The 16,676-nt window shown below is 30.4% G+C and carries 19 protein-coding genes and 1 tRNA gene; 5 read left to right on the forward strand and 15 right to left on the reverse strand.

Annotated features, from left to right (window positions below):
- Positions 1-11: 11 nt before the first annotated feature.
- From AB6T46_RS06455 to petA, 8 genes are all read right to left on the reverse strand, one after another.
- The gene (locus AB6T46_RS06455) at positions 12-383 is read right to left on the reverse strand and encodes a cytochrome c-type biogenesis protein CcmH (protein WP_370931317.1); all 372 of its coding nucleotides are present in this window, start codon (positions 381-383) and stop codon (positions 12-14) included.
- Entirely contained in the window at positions 364-2,313 is a 1,950-nt protein-coding gene (locus AB6T46_RS06460) for a heme lyase CcmF/NrfE family subunit (protein WP_370931318.1), read from the reverse strand. Before AB6T46_RS06460 ends, AB6T46_RS06455 begins: the two co-directional genes overlap by 20 nt.
- Complete coding sequence (gene ccmE / locus AB6T46_RS06465) at positions 2,303-2,779, reverse strand: cytochrome c maturation protein CcmE (RefSeq protein WP_370931319.1); 477 nt, start codon at positions 2,777-2,779, stop codon at positions 2,303-2,305. The genes AB6T46_RS06460 and ccmE overlap by 11 nt, the downstream gene beginning before the upstream one ends.
- Positions 2,772-3,425: a tetratricopeptide repeat protein gene (locus AB6T46_RS06470; RefSeq protein ID WP_370931320.1), complete on the reverse strand. Its 654-nt coding sequence runs from the start codon at positions 3,423-3,425 to the stop codon at positions 2,772-2,774. Before AB6T46_RS06470 ends, ccmE begins: the two co-directional genes overlap by 8 nt.
- Positions 3,426-3,452: 27 nt before the next feature.
- On the reverse strand, positions 3,453-4,001 hold the full coding sequence (apt, locus tag AB6T46_RS06475; RefSeq protein ID WP_370931321.1) for an adenine phosphoribosyltransferase: 549 nt from the start codon (positions 3,999-4,001) through the stop codon (positions 3,453-3,455).
- Between the two features lie 241 nt (positions 4,002-4,242).
- The gene (locus AB6T46_RS06480; RefSeq protein ID WP_370931322.1) at positions 4,243-4,995 is read right to left on the reverse strand and encodes a cytochrome c1; all 753 of its coding nucleotides are present in this window, start codon (positions 4,993-4,995) and stop codon (positions 4,243-4,245) included.
- On the reverse strand, positions 4,976-6,199 hold the full coding sequence (locus AB6T46_RS06485; RefSeq protein WP_370931323.1) for a cytochrome bc complex cytochrome b subunit: 1,224 nt from the start codon (positions 6,197-6,199) through the stop codon (positions 4,976-4,978). The genes AB6T46_RS06480 and AB6T46_RS06485 overlap by 20 nt, the downstream gene beginning before the upstream one ends.
- A 6-nt stretch (positions 6,200-6,205) precedes the next feature.
- On the reverse strand, positions 6,206-6,754 hold the full coding sequence (petA, locus tag AB6T46_RS06490) for a ubiquinol-cytochrome c reductase iron-sulfur subunit (RefSeq protein WP_370931324.1): 549 nt from the start codon (positions 6,752-6,754) through the stop codon (positions 6,206-6,208).
- A gap of 75 nt (positions 6,755-6,829) precedes the next feature.
- Between petA and AB6T46_RS06495 the strand changes: the two genes are divergently transcribed.
- Positions 6,830-7,294: a tRNA (cytidine(34)-2'-O)-methyltransferase gene (locus AB6T46_RS06495; RefSeq protein WP_370931325.1), complete on the forward strand. Its 465-nt coding sequence runs from the start codon at positions 6,830-6,832 to the stop codon at positions 7,292-7,294.
- 108 nt (positions 7,295-7,402) lie between these two features.
- Here the strand turns inward: AB6T46_RS06495 and rpmA are convergent, their stop codons facing one another.
- The 7 genes from rpmA to AB6T46_RS06530 all read right to left on the reverse strand — a co-directional run bounded on the left by rpmA (position 7,403) and on the right by AB6T46_RS06530 (position 11,075).
- Entirely contained in the window at positions 7,403-7,654 is a 252-nt protein-coding gene (gene rpmA / locus AB6T46_RS06500) for a 50S ribosomal protein L27 (RefSeq protein WP_370931326.1), read from the reverse strand.
- 87 nt (positions 7,655-7,741) lie between these two features.
- Positions 7,742-8,056 carry a 50S ribosomal protein L21 gene (rplU, locus tag AB6T46_RS06505; protein WP_370931327.1) on the reverse strand — a complete coding sequence of 105 codons (315 nt, stop codon included), beginning with the start codon at positions 8,054-8,056 and terminating at the stop codon, positions 7,742-7,744.
- 140 nt (positions 8,057-8,196) lie between these two features.
- A complete protein-coding gene (locus AB6T46_RS06510) occupies positions 8,197-8,865 on the reverse strand; it encodes a DUF4136 domain-containing protein (protein WP_370931328.1) in 669 nt (222 codons plus the stop codon).
- Positions 8,846-9,301, reverse strand: a complete 456-nt coding sequence (locus AB6T46_RS06515) for an NfeD family protein (RefSeq protein ID WP_370931329.1) — start codon at positions 9,299-9,301, stop codon at positions 8,846-8,848. The genes AB6T46_RS06510 and AB6T46_RS06515 overlap by 20 nt, the downstream gene beginning before the upstream one ends.
- Before the next feature lie 24 nt (positions 9,302-9,325).
- Positions 9,326-10,294 (reverse strand): SPFH domain-containing protein, encoded by a 969-nt coding sequence (locus AB6T46_RS06520; RefSeq protein WP_370931330.1) that lies wholly within the window; start codon positions 10,292-10,294, stop codon positions 9,326-9,328.
- A gap of 255 nt (positions 10,295-10,549) precedes the next feature.
- Positions 10,550-10,625 (reverse strand) — tRNA-Ala (locus AB6T46_RS06525).
- A 75-nt stretch (positions 10,626-10,700) separates the two neighbouring features.
- On the reverse strand, positions 10,701-11,075 hold the full coding sequence (locus tag AB6T46_RS06530; protein ID WP_370931331.1) for a TIGR02300 family protein: 375 nt from the start codon (positions 11,073-11,075) through the stop codon (positions 10,701-10,703).
- 132 nt (positions 11,076-11,207) lie between these two features.
- Here AB6T46_RS06530 and aroA point away from each other — a divergent pair, with 132 nt between their 5' ends.
- From aroA to pncB, 4 genes are all read left to right on the forward strand, one after another.
- Complete coding sequence (gene aroA / locus AB6T46_RS06535) at positions 11,208-12,560, forward strand: 3-phosphoshikimate 1-carboxyvinyltransferase (protein ID WP_370931332.1); 1,353 nt, start codon at positions 11,208-11,210, stop codon at positions 12,558-12,560.
- On the forward strand, positions 12,544-13,200 hold the full coding sequence (gene cmk / locus AB6T46_RS06540; RefSeq protein WP_370931333.1) for a (d)CMP kinase: 657 nt from the start codon (positions 12,544-12,546) through the stop codon (positions 13,198-13,200). The genes aroA and cmk overlap by 17 nt, the downstream gene beginning before the upstream one ends.
- A 97-nt stretch (positions 13,201-13,297) precedes the next feature.
- Positions 13,298-14,989 (forward strand): 30S ribosomal protein S1, encoded by a 1,692-nt coding sequence (rpsA, locus tag AB6T46_RS06545; protein ID WP_370931334.1) that lies wholly within the window; start codon positions 13,298-13,300, stop codon positions 14,987-14,989.
- 125 nt (positions 14,990-15,114) lie between these two features.
- Entirely contained in the window at positions 15,115-16,386 is a 1,272-nt protein-coding gene (gene pncB / locus AB6T46_RS06550; RefSeq protein ID WP_370931335.1) for a nicotinate phosphoribosyltransferase, read from the forward strand.
- Positions 16,387-16,676 lie beyond the last annotated feature (290 nt).

Raw genomic sequence — 16,676 nt, forward strand, 5'->3', positions numbered from 1 at the left:
TTATTATCTAATTATTTTTTAATATATTTATATTTATAATATAAAATTAAGGTAATGAATATCAGCACAAAGCTAGAAAATAAAACTATCCATAAGAATATCATGTAACTATTCATCGGAGTCTGGATTAAAATATTCTCTCCATAGATTTCTACTAGATAATCAATTATCTGTTGCTGATTTTCTCCTGCTGCTAATTTTTCATAGACTATATTTTTAATATCTAAAGCAAATAGAGAATTAGAATCTACAACAGATTGACCATCACAAACTAGACAACGTAATTGTGATAATATTTCATTAGCTATGTTATAATCTATCTGAGCAACAGCTGGAGTTATTATTAATAAAAATATCAGATAATTATATTTTATCTTGCTCAACTTTAATTCTCCATCTTTTATCGATTAAAACTAAAAATCCTCCTAAAATCATAAATATAGCTCCTAGCCATATAGCTAACACCAACGGTTTATAATATAATGTTATTCTTAATTTATCTTTATCTCTACCTTCTAATACTAAATAAAAATGTGTTAAACCATCTCTATATTGCGCTGTCTTAACTAAATACATTTGCTTTAAGCGGAAATATCTTCTTTCTATGTTTAGACTTTCAGTATTATTATCTTTTTTCAACGAAAAAGTTGCTAACTCTGCACTATAATTAGAAAGATTTTTTATCTCAATATTTTTTAATAATAAGATTCGCCCCATAAAAGTAATTTCTTGTCCTATTTTTATTTCATAACTAGCAATATTTCCGAAATTAGTTGAAACAATAATACCTAACAAAGTTACTCCTAGCCCCATGTGCACCATAGTAAAACCATAAATTGATAATGGTATTTTTGTTACTTTCCTGAATATAGATCTATGCTTATCCTTTAAAATTGCTGATCTACTAATAAAGTAAGATAAACTACCAGCTATAATCCAAATAGCTAAACCAATAAAAAAAGCCACAGATATTAATTTTAATTGATATTTATATAATATCCAAACAATGATAATTATTGTCAAAATACCTATAAAGGTTAACGCTTTAATCACTTTTAATATTTTACCTTTCTTCCATGACAAATATAAAGAAAAAGGTAATAGTAAAAATAACGGAAAAGCAAATATACTTAAAATCATATTAAAAAATGGAGGGCCTACAAATATCTGCTCCCCTGTTAAAGCTTCTATTATTAACGGATAAAATGTCCCTATAAAGATAGACAATACTATAAATAATAATAAAAAATTATTTAAAACTATCGTTGTTTCTTTTGATATAGGTGCAAATAAACCGCCTTTCTTTAATCCATTAGCTCTAAGAGCAAATAATATAAAAGCTCCACCAACGAAAACCGAAAAGATCAATAAAATAAATAAACCTCGCACAGGATCTACAGTAAAGTTATGAACAGAGATTAACACCCCCGAACGAACTAAGAAAGCTCCTAACAAAGCAAATGAAAAACTAACTATAGCTAAAAATATAGTCCATATTTTTAAAATGCCTCTTTGTACCATAACTAAAATAGAGTGAATTAAAGCTGTAGCAGTTAACCAAGGCATGATTGATGCATTTTCTACCGGATCCCAATACCAAAATCCACCCCAGCCTAATTCATAATAAGCCCAATAACTACCTAAACCAATACCAGAAGTTAAAAAGATCCACGATAATATAATCCACGGTCGTAATTGCACTGCCCAATTTTTATCTATTTCTTGACGCAATAATGCAATAATAGCAAAAGAAAAACAGACAGATAATCCTACATAGCCCAAATATAATAAAGGAGGATGTAACAATAAGCCTATATCTTGCAATAATGGATTGAGTCCCATTCCTTCTAATGGTAACTCTTCTAAACGAATGAAAGGATTAGAGGTAAAAATTAAAAAAGCTAAAAATGCTACTAATAACCAGCCCTGGAAGGCCAAAAATAAAGCCTTAAACTTTCTATCCATAGACTTTGTAAATATTGATGTAGCAAGACTATATAAGGCTAGCAACACCACCCATAAAAACATCGAGCCTTCATGATTGCTCCAAACCCCGATAACCTTAAATAATAAAGGTTGAGTTACGCTAGAATTTTCAAAAATATTTTTTACAGAAAAATCTGAAACTAGATAACTATAATGTAACGTTAATAAAGAAAAAAATAAAGCAACAGAAATTAAACCAATTAAAGGAAAAGCTAACTTAATAAACTCTTCTTTTTGCCAATAAACTCCAATAATAGGAAAAATAGCCAAAATTATACTTAAAGAAAACGATAAAATTAATAAAAAATGTCCTAATTCAATGATCATCTTTTTTTACCTTATCAGGAGTTAATTTAGGTGGAATAATAGAAGATTTATATTTTTCATCATGTTTAGCTAAGATACGATCAGCTATAAATAAATCTATAGCTACTAATCTACCTTCAGCAAGAATTTCTTCCCCCTCTGCAAATAAATTTGGTATAACGCCAGCATAACTAACTCTAATCTCTGCGGTACCATCCGTAACAGTAAAAAAAATATTTTGTGTATTTTTAACAATACTACCTTTTACAACATAGCCTCCTAACCTTAAATAATGTTGATTAACTAAATCATTATCCGTGATTTGAGAAGGAGTTCTAAAAAAATTAATAGTAGAACGTAAACCGTAAACTATAGAACCAACAAAAATAGCAACAAGAATTGTGAATAATAAAATTAATATAATTCTAATTTTTCGTCTTTGTTTTAATTTAGCTTTAATATTTTTTGCTATATTTTCATTATTCATTATTTTTCTCTAATCCATTTAAAGGATTTTGCTTAAGCAAATTATATAACTTAGTAAAATTTTTATATTCTATAGTGTTATTATCTATTTTAGTTAATAATTCTTCTAAAGTTTTTATAGCCTCAGGTATATTATTTTTTGATAATAAAAATTGTAATATATGTGAATATGAAATAATATCTTTATCATTATAGCTGAGCGCCTCTAAAGAAATTTTATATATCTCTTCATTTACTTGATAATCATTAGCAATTAATAAAGATTCCGCTAAACCGACTAACCTTTTATTATTAGCACCATTCAAAAATATAGAAGTTCTAAAGTTTTCTGCCGCATTTAAAGGTTGTTCTAATTCTAAATATAAAGCTGCTAAAATATCATATATCTTAGTTTCTTCAGGTTTTTTTATAGCTATAACCTCTAAAAAATTCACTATCTCTTGTAAATTTTTGCCTTGAATATCTATTAACTCAACCTTTGCTTGCCAAGGCTTATCTGGCTGTTGCGGACTACCTAAAAGATAATAAAGCCACCAGGAAATTAATGGTATAGGTAATAACCATAATATATTAGATAATTTTTTATTTAAATTTACTAAAAAAAATATAATCACAATAGGTATGACAATAATAACGCCAAAAAACATAACCATCCTTGTGACCATAAATATTGATTAATTAAATTCTAAAACAGATTTTACATCAATGCCAATTTGTTGCAATCTTTTTTTACCACCTAAATATTTTAAATCAATTAAAAAACAACTAGAGATAATTTTAACTTGTAGCTGTTGCAATAAATTAATTGCTGCCAGAGCTGAACCTCCCGTTGCTAAAACATCATCTATCAATAATATTCTTGCATTATTGGGTAAATCATCTTTATGTATCTCTAGAATATTTTCACCATATTCTAAACCATAATTAATTGATAAAACCTCTCGAGGTAACTTATTTCTTTTACGTAACGGTATAAATCCAGTATTTAACTTATAGGCTAAAGCCCCTCCTAAAATAAATCCTCTTGCTTCTATAGCTACTATATAATCAATATCAATATTTTTATATGTTTTAGCGATTTTTTCTATTATCAAATTATAAGCTTGAGCATTAGCTAATAAAGGAGTTATATCTCTAAAAACAACGCCTTTTATAGGATAATCATAAATATTTACTATTTTATTTGTCAAAATATTTTTTTCTTCTGAGGTGATATTGATCATTTTCTTTTATCCAATTTGACTATATCTCAGTCATAATTTTATTATATATTATAACTAGAATAACTAAAAACTATAACTGCAAACCAAACTTATCTTTTCGTCACCTATGGTTAATGGTAAACATAAAAAATCGCAATCTATAAAATATTATAGTTTTATTTACTTATATTACCTACATTAATAGCAATATCAACGCTATTAGTGCCTAAAGTAAAATTAATAAATATAATATTTATTAATTTTACTTATCTGATTTAGTTACATTTTTCCAAATAATAATTTTTCTAATATATAATATTATAGACAGGATAACTAAAAAAACTATCACCCAAAAACCTAGAATTTTTCTTTTTTCCATATGTGGATCTGATGCCCAAACTAAAAAAGCCGCGATATCTTTAGCATATTGCTCTTTTGTTTGTGCAACATTATCTTCATAATTAACAAGATCATCTACTAAAATATCAGGCATAGCAGTAAAATTAGACCCACTGAATGCTATATTATAATAACCAAATTTATTATTTTTTATATCCTTAGGTGGATCTCTATATCCTAATAAAAAATCTACAATATAATCTGCACTATTTTGATTATTAGATATTAATGACTTTTTTTTAATATTTTCTCTAGCTTTAGCTATCAAAGATAAGTCAACTATTTCTCCTGGATAATTAGATAAAAAATAGGGAAAATTGTCTAAATTCATATTGATAGGGTAATATGTATTTTTTTCATCTATAACTCTAGTTTCTTCTGCCCAATTTAAAATTGTTTTTTTATCATAACCTAACGCGGCTAAATCACTGGTAGACACATAACGTAAGGAATGACAAGAAGCACAAACTTCTCTATATATTTTAAAACCTCTCTGCAGTTGTTTTATATCATACACTCCCCAAGGTTTAGCAAAAGACCAATCATAACCATATCCATTGATTGGTAAAATTAATAGAGAAGCTATAAAAATAATTTTAAGATTTTTTATAAGCATTTTTTAAATTTCTTTTACGAAGATAAGAAAATAAAGGTAATATTATTAAAAAATAACTAAAGTAATATATTGTCATTAATTTTAATATTAACTCTCCTTCAAAAGCTAATTTTTGCGTTCCTAAATACCCCATACTAATAAAATTAATGATAAATAACCAAAAAAATATTTTTTGAGATAATAAAATATTTCTAGTAGCACCTCCCTGTTGTTTATCTAACACAGGAACAAAAAATAAAATAACTAATGCCGCCACCAATATATATACGCCCAATTTATTCGCAGCAATAGAACCTATATTAAATGGAACTGCTTTTAACATAGCATAGAAAGGCAAAATATGCCATTCTACTATTATATCTTTAGGAGGTATCAGAGGATTAACTGGCATAAAATTAGATCCACCCCCCATATAATCTGGTATATAAAATAAAAACCAACAAAAAAACAACAGAAATATACATATAGCAAATAAATCTTTTATCCAATAATAAGGATAAAAATTTACCAATTCTACCGGTGGAGCTTTATGAAATGATAAATTATCTTTAGATCCAGTTTGTCCAGTAGTATGTACCGCAATAATATGTAATAAAATTATCAATATAAGAACGAATGTTAAAAAATAATGAAAGGTATAAAAACGATTTAAGCTATATTGACTTATTTCGTAACCACCCAAAAACCATACTTTAAGATTTTCGCCGATGATAGGTACAGCCGTAAAAAAATTGCTCACCACAGTAACAGCCATCCAAGACATTTGCCCCCATGACAATGTATATCCTAAAAATGCTATTATAAGCATTAATAAATAGCAAAATACCCCCAAGCCCCAATTTAATCCTTTACCACCTTGGTAGCTTTTATAATATAAGCTACGAGCTATGTGAATATAAACAGCGATAAAGAAAAAACTAGAACCAATAGTATGCCAAGGATGAAATAACCAGCCTAAAGATCCTGATCTAGAAAATATTTCTATAGAAGCAAAAGCTTCATTTACATATGCTATATAATGAATAGCCATTACCAGACCGGTTAACAACTGCGAGAGCAACATAATTATTAAAATACCGCCGAAGCTATAAAAATAATTTAAATCTTTTGGTACTTTAAAAGAAAATAAATGCTTATGAAAAAATCTTATTATTGGTAATCTATTATCCAACCAGATAGTAAATTTTCTTTTTGGCTTATACATAAAATTTTATCCAATTCTAATAATATCATCACCAATAAATTTATAAGGCGGAATATGTAAATTTTCTGACGCTGGACCTGCTCGCACTCTTCCTACACTATCAAATTGAGAATTATGACAAGGACATAACCAGCCGCCATATTCTCCTGTTTCACCTATTGGTAAACAGCCTAAATGAGTACAGATAGCAATTAATACCAGCCAATTTTCTTTACCCTCTCCTGCACTCCTATTAATATCTATTGCCAAACTAGTTACTGGTAAATTTGCATTTCGAGCAAATTTATCCTTTAATATTGAAATATCCACCTTTTTAGCTTCAATTACTTCTTCAGGTAATCTATTTCTAATAAAAATAGGCTTACCCGCCCATCTAGTTGTTAACGACATGCCCGGGTGAATTTCTGAAACATTTATATCTATAGTTTTATTATTTTCTAAAAGACTATTTGGTTGAAATTGTTTAGTAAAAGCTATTGCGATAGCTGTAACACCAACTGCGCCAGCAACCCCTGTCGCCAACTGTAAAAAGTCACGTTTTTTTTTATCAACCATATTTACCAAATTATGTTAAAATATTAATATAATTATTATTACAAAAATAAATTTTATTTTCAAGGACACTTTATTATGTCATTACATATTGTTCTCTTTCAACCAGACATCCCTGGAAACAGTGGTACAATTCTACGTATGGTATCATGTTTAGATTTACAGTTACATATTATTGAACCTGCCGGTTTTGATATTTCAGATAAATCTTTTAAAAGAGCGGGGATGGATTATATTGCTAATGCTCATTTAGTTAAACATAAAAGTTGGCAACATTTTTTACACTGGAAAGAAGAAACTAATAAAAGATTAATTTTACTAACTACCAAATCAGAAACACCCTATAGTGACTTTAATTTTAATGAAGAAGATTTAATTTTATTTGGACGAGAATCAGCTGGTGTACCAGAATATGTACATAATAATACTTATGCTAGTTTAACGATTCCTATGAAAAAAGATGCTAGATCCCTAAATTTAGCTATGGCCGTAGCGATGGTAACAGGTGAAGCTATTAGACAAATAAACTTAATTAAAAACTAATTCTTACTTAGTATAAAATATATTACATAAAACAAATTATTATTTACTAAAATCCAAAATAATAAAAAAGAGGGCATCGCCCTCTTTAAAATCATAATATATTATAATTTATGCCTCTATTGAGATAAAACTACGACCGTTAGCTTTAACAGAAAAAGCTACCTTACCTTCAACTAAAGCAAATAAAGTATGATCTTTGCCCATACCTACGTTAGTGCCTGGGTGCCATTTAGTACCACGTTGACGAACAATAATATTACCTGCCCGCACCATTTCTCCACCAAACTTCTTAACCCCAAGACGTTTAGACTCTGAATCACGACCGTTACGAGACGAACCACCAGCTTTTTTATGTGCCATTTTTTAAATCCTTCAATTATAGCAAATCAGATATTAACCTAATATATTAGAATCCTAATAATAAGATATCTATTTATGCTCTATATATTAACCTACAACTAACTCACGGATACGTACAACAGTAAGATGCTGACGATGCCCACGGGTACGTTTAGAATTTTGACGGCGACGCTTTTTGAAAGCAATAACTTTTTTAGCCCGTGTTTGCTCTACTAATTCAGCAATAACTTTTGCTCCACTAACAAAAGGAGCTCCTATATTAATATTTTCTCCAGAACCTATAGCAAGGACCTCAGAAAATGTAACCTCATTACCTGATTCTACATGTAATTTTTCAACACGTAACACATCATTTACAGCAACTTTATATTGCTTACCACCAGTTTTGATGACTGCGAACATTTTTTTCTCCGTTCTAACACTGTCTTTCACTAATGAAGACATCTTTTTTTCAGTCGATTAACATATATAATTTATATTTATCCGCAATTTCTACGAAATTTTAATTATTTTGTCAATAGATTTAATTATTAAAGCTAAATTTAACATTCAGATTGCAATAATTTGATTGTTCTATATTTACCACTTTCACCTGGGAACTCTTTTAATATTGAATTTATTAAACATTTATAAACCTCACCCAGATTATTACTCTTATCTACATTTACAGCTACACCACGATAAATTTCTTGCTTATTACCATTAGCTTTCAAAATAGATAAAACTAAACTACGTTCGTATAACATATAATAATGAGTTTCATAACCTACAAATATTTGCTTATTAAGCTCATTATGTGTGTCCTTACGCACTTTTAACTCATTCTTACCAAGATATTGTTCATTCTCTTTAGTAGATCCAGAAAGGCTTACTCTTTCATTGACATATAAAGGCTTTTTATAACTATATTTGGTACCAGCATCTATGTGATACTTAAACTTTACTATATAATCAGCATTTTTTGCATTATTTACCACTATATAACCTGCATCATAAAAGGCCTGCTTAATGATATTATCTTGGTGTTGCAATACAATATCATTTGCTACGCCCAGTACTGAACTAACCGGCATAATATAAAATTTATCGCTAGCTTTAAATTCAGCAACGCTAGAATAACTGGATATTTTCGCATTGAATACTGGCGCACAAGACACTAACAATAATGTAGAAAATAATATAAAACAATATTTAACAAACCGAATCTTCATTGTCATTCTTCACTATTAAAGTTGCTCCATCTATAGCGATAACAATTACCTTATCACCTTTTTGAAGACAGTTTTTACTATATATACGCCAACTTGTATCAGCTAGCTGCATACGACTATAACCTGATTGACTATCAGCAGAAACTATTCCTCTAACTCCAATAAGCTCTTTATCTTTTTGATTAAATAATTTTATTCTTCTAGCAGCTCTATTATTTGACCAAATATAGAAAATTATTACAAAGGAAATTACCAATATCAAAAATATAAAGAAAATTGTTGTAGCTGTTAAATTAGGGAATAAAGATATTATACCAGCCATAACGAAAGCACTAACAGCCACCACTGTCGCATAACCAGCTGCTCCTAGCAATTCTAAAGCCCCAAAGATAAGACCTAATAAAATCCAAAAGTAAATCCCTGTAAAACCTATCATTTTTTGACCTTAGAATAATTGTTATTATCTATTAGACCTACTATTAGGTACAGCTAATCCTGATTTACTAGCATTATCAGAATCATTTCCAGTAAAAGGAGAAGTATTTTTATTTAATAATTCGGTTATTCCACCTATAGAGCCAATTAAAGAACTAGCTTCCAATGGCATCATAATAATTTTACTATTTTTCGCTGCACCTATATTCATCAGCGCCTCGGTATATTTTTGCGCGATAAAATAATTAATTGCTTGAGTATCACCAGCACTTATGGAGGAAGAAACCATATCTACAGCCTTAGCTTCTGCTGCGGCTTCTCTTTCTCTTGCTTCAGCTTGTAAGAAAGCAGACTCTCTTTCACCTTCAGCTTTTAATATTTGCGACTGTTTTTCACCTTCAGCACGTAATATTGCAGCTTGCCTTACTCCTTCAGCTTCTAAGATATCAGCGCGTTTAGTACGTTCAGCTTTCATTTGTGCATTCATAGCATTTATTAGCTCTTCTGGAGGTCGTACATCTTTAATTTCTATACGTGTAATTTTAACCCCCCAAGGGCTAGTAGCAGCATCTACTACGTGTAATAATCTATTATTAATAGAATCACGTTGTGATAACATTTCATCTAATTCCATTGAGCCTAACACAGTACGAATATTAGTCATAGTAAGATTAATCACTGATAACTCTAAGTTACTTACTTCATAAGCTGCTCTTACTGGATCTATAATTTGAATAAAACAAACGCCATCAATAGTCACATTAGCATTATCTTTTGAGATAACCTCTTGAGAAGGTATATCTAAGACTCTTTCCATGACATTTAACTTACGACCAATGATATCAATGAATGGCACTAAAATATGCAACCCTGGATGTAAAGTACGAGTATATTTACCAAAACGCTCCACGGTATATTGATACCCTTGCGGGACTGTTTTAATTGACAATACTGCTAAAACAAAAATCACACCTAATAAAATATAAATAATCATCTGTATCTCCTTACATCACAAATATGATGCAATATACATAACTAAAAGTCAATAGTTTAAAGGAAAGCTTATTATAATAATCATCTTATAACACAAGGCTCCTATGATAATTATGAAATATCTAAAAAACAAATATAACTATTAGCTAAGGTAATGATATAATATCGTATATTACGCGAACAATGTTAAATAAAATAACAAATAAATATTAAGAGTAGCTGCAGCTACATTAAGTATAGATGAAATACACTAAAATGGTGGAGCCAAGCGGGATCGAACCGCTGACCTCTTGCATGCCATGCAAGCGCTCTCCCAGCTGAGCTATGGCCCCTATAGTTAACGTTTAAAACAACTTAATATTTTTTTCAACTATCAAACTGATAATATAATAAATATAAACAATTTATTATAAATCTTCATCCAAACTGTCAGTTATTACTAGATCTGACATATCATCATCTTCATCTTCTACTGTTAAAAATGCATGATCCGCAGTATCAGCATCATGTAGTGTAGCCTCATCTAAGTCTGACATATCATCTAATTCTTTATCAACTATTTCCGTATCTTCTAAGGAGATAAAATCTGTTTTTTCCAAGACTGTATCAAGTTCTTCACCTATATCATCTTCCTCAGCTAATACTTCTGGCATCACTTCAAAATAAGACAAAGGATAAGAAATACCTGTGTATGGAGACACAACCGGATCTCTATTTAAATCATAAAATTTTTTACCTGTTTCTGGATCAATTCTTTTAGTACCTAAATCTGATCGTGACACGATATACCTCATTTAACTTCAAAAAATACAGTGTTATTAAGGATAACCATTGTATCTGTCAAGTAAAATTATATTTTAAAATAAATTGTTTTTGCATTATCCCCTAATTAGCATTATAAAAGCTATAAATATATGGAAAATGCTATGCCTGCTTTAATTTCTAAATTTACCCCGACAATAAATGGCTCTTTACATTTATTAGGAGACAAATCACTATCTCATCGCGCTATAATTTTATCCTCTTTAGCTACCGGCGAAAGTATCATTGAAAATCTATTAGAATCTGATGATATTTTAAACACTATTAAAGCATTAAAAAATCTTGGAGCTATTATATATAAAGAGAACTTTAAGTGGCATGTAAAAGGCACGGGAAACGGTTGTTTACTAGAAAGCACCAAATCTCTAGACTGTGGTAATAGTGGTACATCTTTACGCTTACTAATGGGTTTAGTTAGCTCATATGATATAACAACAAGTTTTTATGGTGATATTTCATTATCAAGACGCCCTTTAAAACAAACATTAATTCCTCTAAAAGAAATGGGAGCACAAATTTACCCAATTGAACAAACTCATTTACCTATAACTATTAAAGGATCTTTTACTAATGCACCTATATGCTATAAATTACCAACTGCATCAGCACAAATAAAATCAGCAATATTATTAGCCGCCCTCAACGTAGCTGGAATAACCACAGTTATCGAACCTATTAAAACTCGAGATCACACCGAAATAATGCTAAAAGAATTTGGCGCTAATATTGAAATTAAGCTTAATGAAAATAATGAACGAGAAATAAAAATACAAGGACAAACCAAATTAACCCCACAAAATATAACTATTGCGGGTGATATTTCTTCTGCTGCCTTTTTAATTGTTGCTGCAATAATTGTGCCTAAAGCTAAATTATTATTAAAAAATATTTTAATTAATGAAACAAGAATCGGATTTATTAAAATTTTACAAGAAATGGGCGCAAAAATAACTTTACAAAATATAGCTATAAAACATGGAGAAAAAATCGGCGACATCTATGTGGAAAATTCTGAGTTAACCGGTATAACAGTCGACAGTAGCTGGTTACCCTATACAATTGATGAATATCCTATTTTAGCTATAGCAGCATCTATGGCTAAAGGTAACAGTCAATTTCTAGGCATTCAAAGGCTACAATATAAAGAATCTAATAGAATAAAATCATTAGAACAAGGTTTGAATATTTGCAATATAAAGTGTGAAGCAACTGAAGATTCGCTTAAAATTTATGGTATAGATACTAAAGTTAATAACAAAACTCCAAATTTTTATGAGATAGATAGTAATAATGATCACCGTATAGCTATGAGTTTTTTAATTTTAGGTCTTGCCATGAATACACCGATAAAAGTAACTAATACTGGAATAATAAAAACCAGTTTCCCTGATTTTTTAACTCTTATGCAAAAAATAGGAGCCAATATATATGAAGCTCAAACATAAAAACTTAATTATTACTATAGATGGCCCGGCCGCGTCTGGTAAAGGGACTTTAGCACGAAATATTGCTTGTCACTATGAATTAACTCACTTAGATACTGGATTAATTTACCGTCAGCTCGCATATCAGATGATAATTAATAACTGTAACTTTAATGATGAAGATGAAGCCGCAAAGCAAGCTATCTATGTAGATTTTAACGACTTTGATAAAGACAAACTAAAAGCTTATGAAATTAGCAAAATATCTTCTATTGTAGCCGCCTTTCCTAAAGTCAGAGCAATTTTACTAAAAAAACAACAAGACTTTATTAAACTGCATCAAGAAAACGGAATAATCTTAGACGGCAGAGATACCGGCACCATAATATGCCCTACAGCCCCGTTAAAATTTTTTATAACCGCAGACATTAATGAAAGAGCCAAACGCCGATTTAACGAATTAAAACCAGGCAATAATAAAATAACATTCGCTGAGATATTAAAATCATTGCAAGAAAGAGATGAACGTGATAAAAACCGTAAATATGCCCCGTTAAAAAAAGCTGACGATGCTATGTTGCTTGATACAACGGAAGCAGATATTAATACACTCTTTACAGAAGTGAAAAAAATCATTGACCTTTACTTAAGTCAAGGTTAAATATAAACTGCAGATAGGTCATGCGTCTTTACGCCTATTTGTGCCGATTAATCAACAAGACGTAAGCTATTATAATTAATAGCTTTTAGGAGTATATATGTCCAGCTATAATCCAACCAATGAAGACTTTGCTGCTCTTCTTGAAGAATCATTCAAAAAACAAGACCTAAATGAAGGCTCTATCGTAAAAGGTCGTGTTGTCGCTATAGAAAAAGATTTTGTTATCATTGATGCCGGTCTAAAAGTAGAGGGTCGTGTTCCTCTTAAAGAATTTAGTGAAGCACCTATTTCCGTAGGCGATGAAGTAGATGTATACGTCGAACGCATAGAAAATGCCGTCGGAGAAGCCGTATTATCACGTGAAAAAGCACGCCGTGAAGAGAGCTGGTTTAGACTTGAAGAGAAATTTAAAAAACATGAAAGAGTTGAAGGTACCATATTTAACCAAGTTAAAGGTGGCTTTACAGTTGACCTTGATGGTGCTATCGCTTTCCTTCCTCGTAGTCAAGTAGATATTCGTCCGATCCGTGATACATCTGTACTTTTAAATGTATTACAACCTTTTGAAATTTTAAAAATGGATCGCCGTAGAGGTAATATAGTTGTTTCTAGACGCTCCGTCTTAGAAGAGAGTCGCGCTGAACAAAGATATGAAATTGTACAAAATTTAGAAGAAAACCAAATTGTTACAGGTGTGGTTAAAAATATCACAGATTACGGTGCATTCATTGATTTAGGGGGCATTGATGGTCTATTACATGTTACCGACATTGCTTGGCGTCGTGTGAACCATCCTTCTGAAGTTTTAACTATAGGTCAATCTGTACAAGTTCAAATAGTTCGTATCAATCAAGAAACTCACCGTATCTCATTAGGTATGAAGCAACTTGAACAAGATCCATGGCAAGGTATTGAAGAAAGATATCCTATAGGTAAAAGAATTACTGGAACTGTAGCAAATATCACAGATTACGGTGCTTTTGTACAACTAGAAGATAGTATCGAAGGCTTAATACACGTATCTGAAATGAGCTGGACAAAGAAAAATGTCCACCCTGGAAAAATATTATCTACATCACAAGAAGTAGAAGTAGTAGTATTAGAAATTGATATTGCAAAACGTCGTATTTCTTTAGGTTTAAAACAAACTATTGCTAATCCTTGGGAAGAATTTGCAAAGAACCATGAAGTTGGATCTATTGTTGAAGGCGAAGTTAAAAATAAAACTGAATTTGGTTTATTCGTTGAACTAGAAGGCAATGTAGATGGAATGATACATATGTCTGACTTAGACTGGAATCGCAGTGGAGAAACTTTGCTAGAAGAATATCCTAAAGGTAAAATCATTAAAGCTGTTGTTTTAGATGTTGATGTTGAAAAAGAGCGTATTTCGCTTGGTATTAAACAGTTAACAGAAGATACATTAGCTGAAGGTGTTGCTTCCGGTAGTTTGAAAAAAGGTGCTGTAGTAACAGCAGAAGTTACTGACGTAACAGAAAATGGTATTGAGGTTAAATTAGTAGAATTTGACTTAAACTCCTTTATTCGCAAAGCAGATTTATCTCGTGACCGTGATGAACAAAGACCTGAGCGTTTTAACGTAGGACAAAAAATAGATGCTAGAATTACTGTTTTTGATCGTAAAAATCGTAAAATACAATTATCTATTAAAGCCCTAGAAATATCTGAAGAAAAAGAAGCTGTTGCTCAATATGGATCAGCTGACTCCGGTGCATCTCTAGGTGATATCTTAGGAGCCGCCTTAAATAAAAATTCTGATAAAGAATAAATTTCAATAATTGTTAAAGAACTGCCAATAATTTGGCAGTTTTTTTTGTAATAAACAAATTATTATATAAGTAATTTACCTTTATAAAATTCCAGGTAAATTTATCCGTTTTAAGGAGGTTATTAGTGCCTGTTTTTGATATTGCACGTCGTGTATATAATCATAGCTGGAAGCTGGATCCGATTATTCGTAGCTTATTAGACACAGATTTTTATAAATTGTTAATGCTACAAATGATTTATGGTTTATATCCTAATGTCAATACAACCTTTTCACTAATTAATCGTGATAAAAATATAAAATTAGCTAAAATCATACCTGAAAGCGAACTAAGAGCGCAATTAGATCATGCTCGCACTCTAAGATTTACCAAAAAAGAGATGATCTGGTTAAGAGGTAATAGTTTTTATAGAGAAAAACAAATTTTTTCACCAGAATTTTTAACTTGGTTAGAAAATTTTCAACTTCCTGAATATGAATTAATCACTCATGAAGATAATTATTCTTTAAATTTCCATGGTTCATGGTGTTATACCACAATGTGGGAAATACCAGCTTTAGCTATTGTAAATGAGTTAAAATCACGTTCAATGATGCAAAATTTTGGTAAATTTTCGCTAGATGTTACATATGCACGTGCAAAAGCTAAAATGTGGAGTAAAGTTGAAAGACTAAAAAAGTTGCCCAATCTAAAAATTGCTGATTTTGGTACACGTCGTCGTCACTCCTTCTTATGGCAGCGCTGGTGTGTAGAGGCTTTAAAAGAAGGTTTACACTCACATTTCTCTGGAACTAGTAATATTTTATTAGCAATGCAGAATGACTTAGAAGCTATTGGTACCAATGCACACGAGCTACCTATGGTAATTACCGCCTTAGCAGATGATACAGAGAAATTACAAGCACCTTATCAAGTTTTAAAAGATTGGCAAAAATATTACCAAGATAATCTATTAGTTATTTTACCCGATACATATGGTACTAAAAGCTTTTTAAAATATGCACCAGATTGGATAACTAATTGGCGAGGTTTCCGACCAGATAGCATGCCGCCAATAGAAGGTGGAGAACTTTTAATTAACTGGTGGAAATCAAAAGGTATTGACCCTAAAAATAAATTAATTATATTCTCTGATTCTCTAGATGTAGAAGCTATAGAAAGAACCTATCACCATTTTAATGGAAGAGTACAAATGGCGTTTGGTTGGGGAACAAATTTAACCAATGATTTCACTGGATGCTCAATAGAAAATATCAACCAAGCCAATGCAATGTCCTTAGTTTGCAAAGTAACAAAAGTTAATGGAAAAAATGCCGTTAAATTATCTGATACAGAGTTGAAAGCTACAGGTGATAAAATCGCTATAGAACATTATAAAAAGATCTTTAGAGTTTAATTATAATATTCCTATGCCTAAGAGGATATTTTTTTGTACTATATTAATTTTCAATATATTTAATATTATTTATTTTTCACTTATAAAATTAGAGGGTGATAACTAAAAAACAAACCCCTCTTAACGATTAAGCAATATTTTTAATCAACAAAAAACATTACCGAATATCTAAACTATAATTATAGTCACATCATTAGATGATATTATTTTTATTCCTTAGAAATCAAACGCTCAACCCCATAAATTACCAATGCCCCCCCATAGCCGAATTCATGCAGTAGTAAGAAAGC

Source organism: Bartonella sp. DGB1, assembly GCF_041345015.1.
Lineage (GTDB): Bacteria > Pseudomonadota > Alphaproteobacteria > Rhizobiales > Rhizobiaceae > DGB1.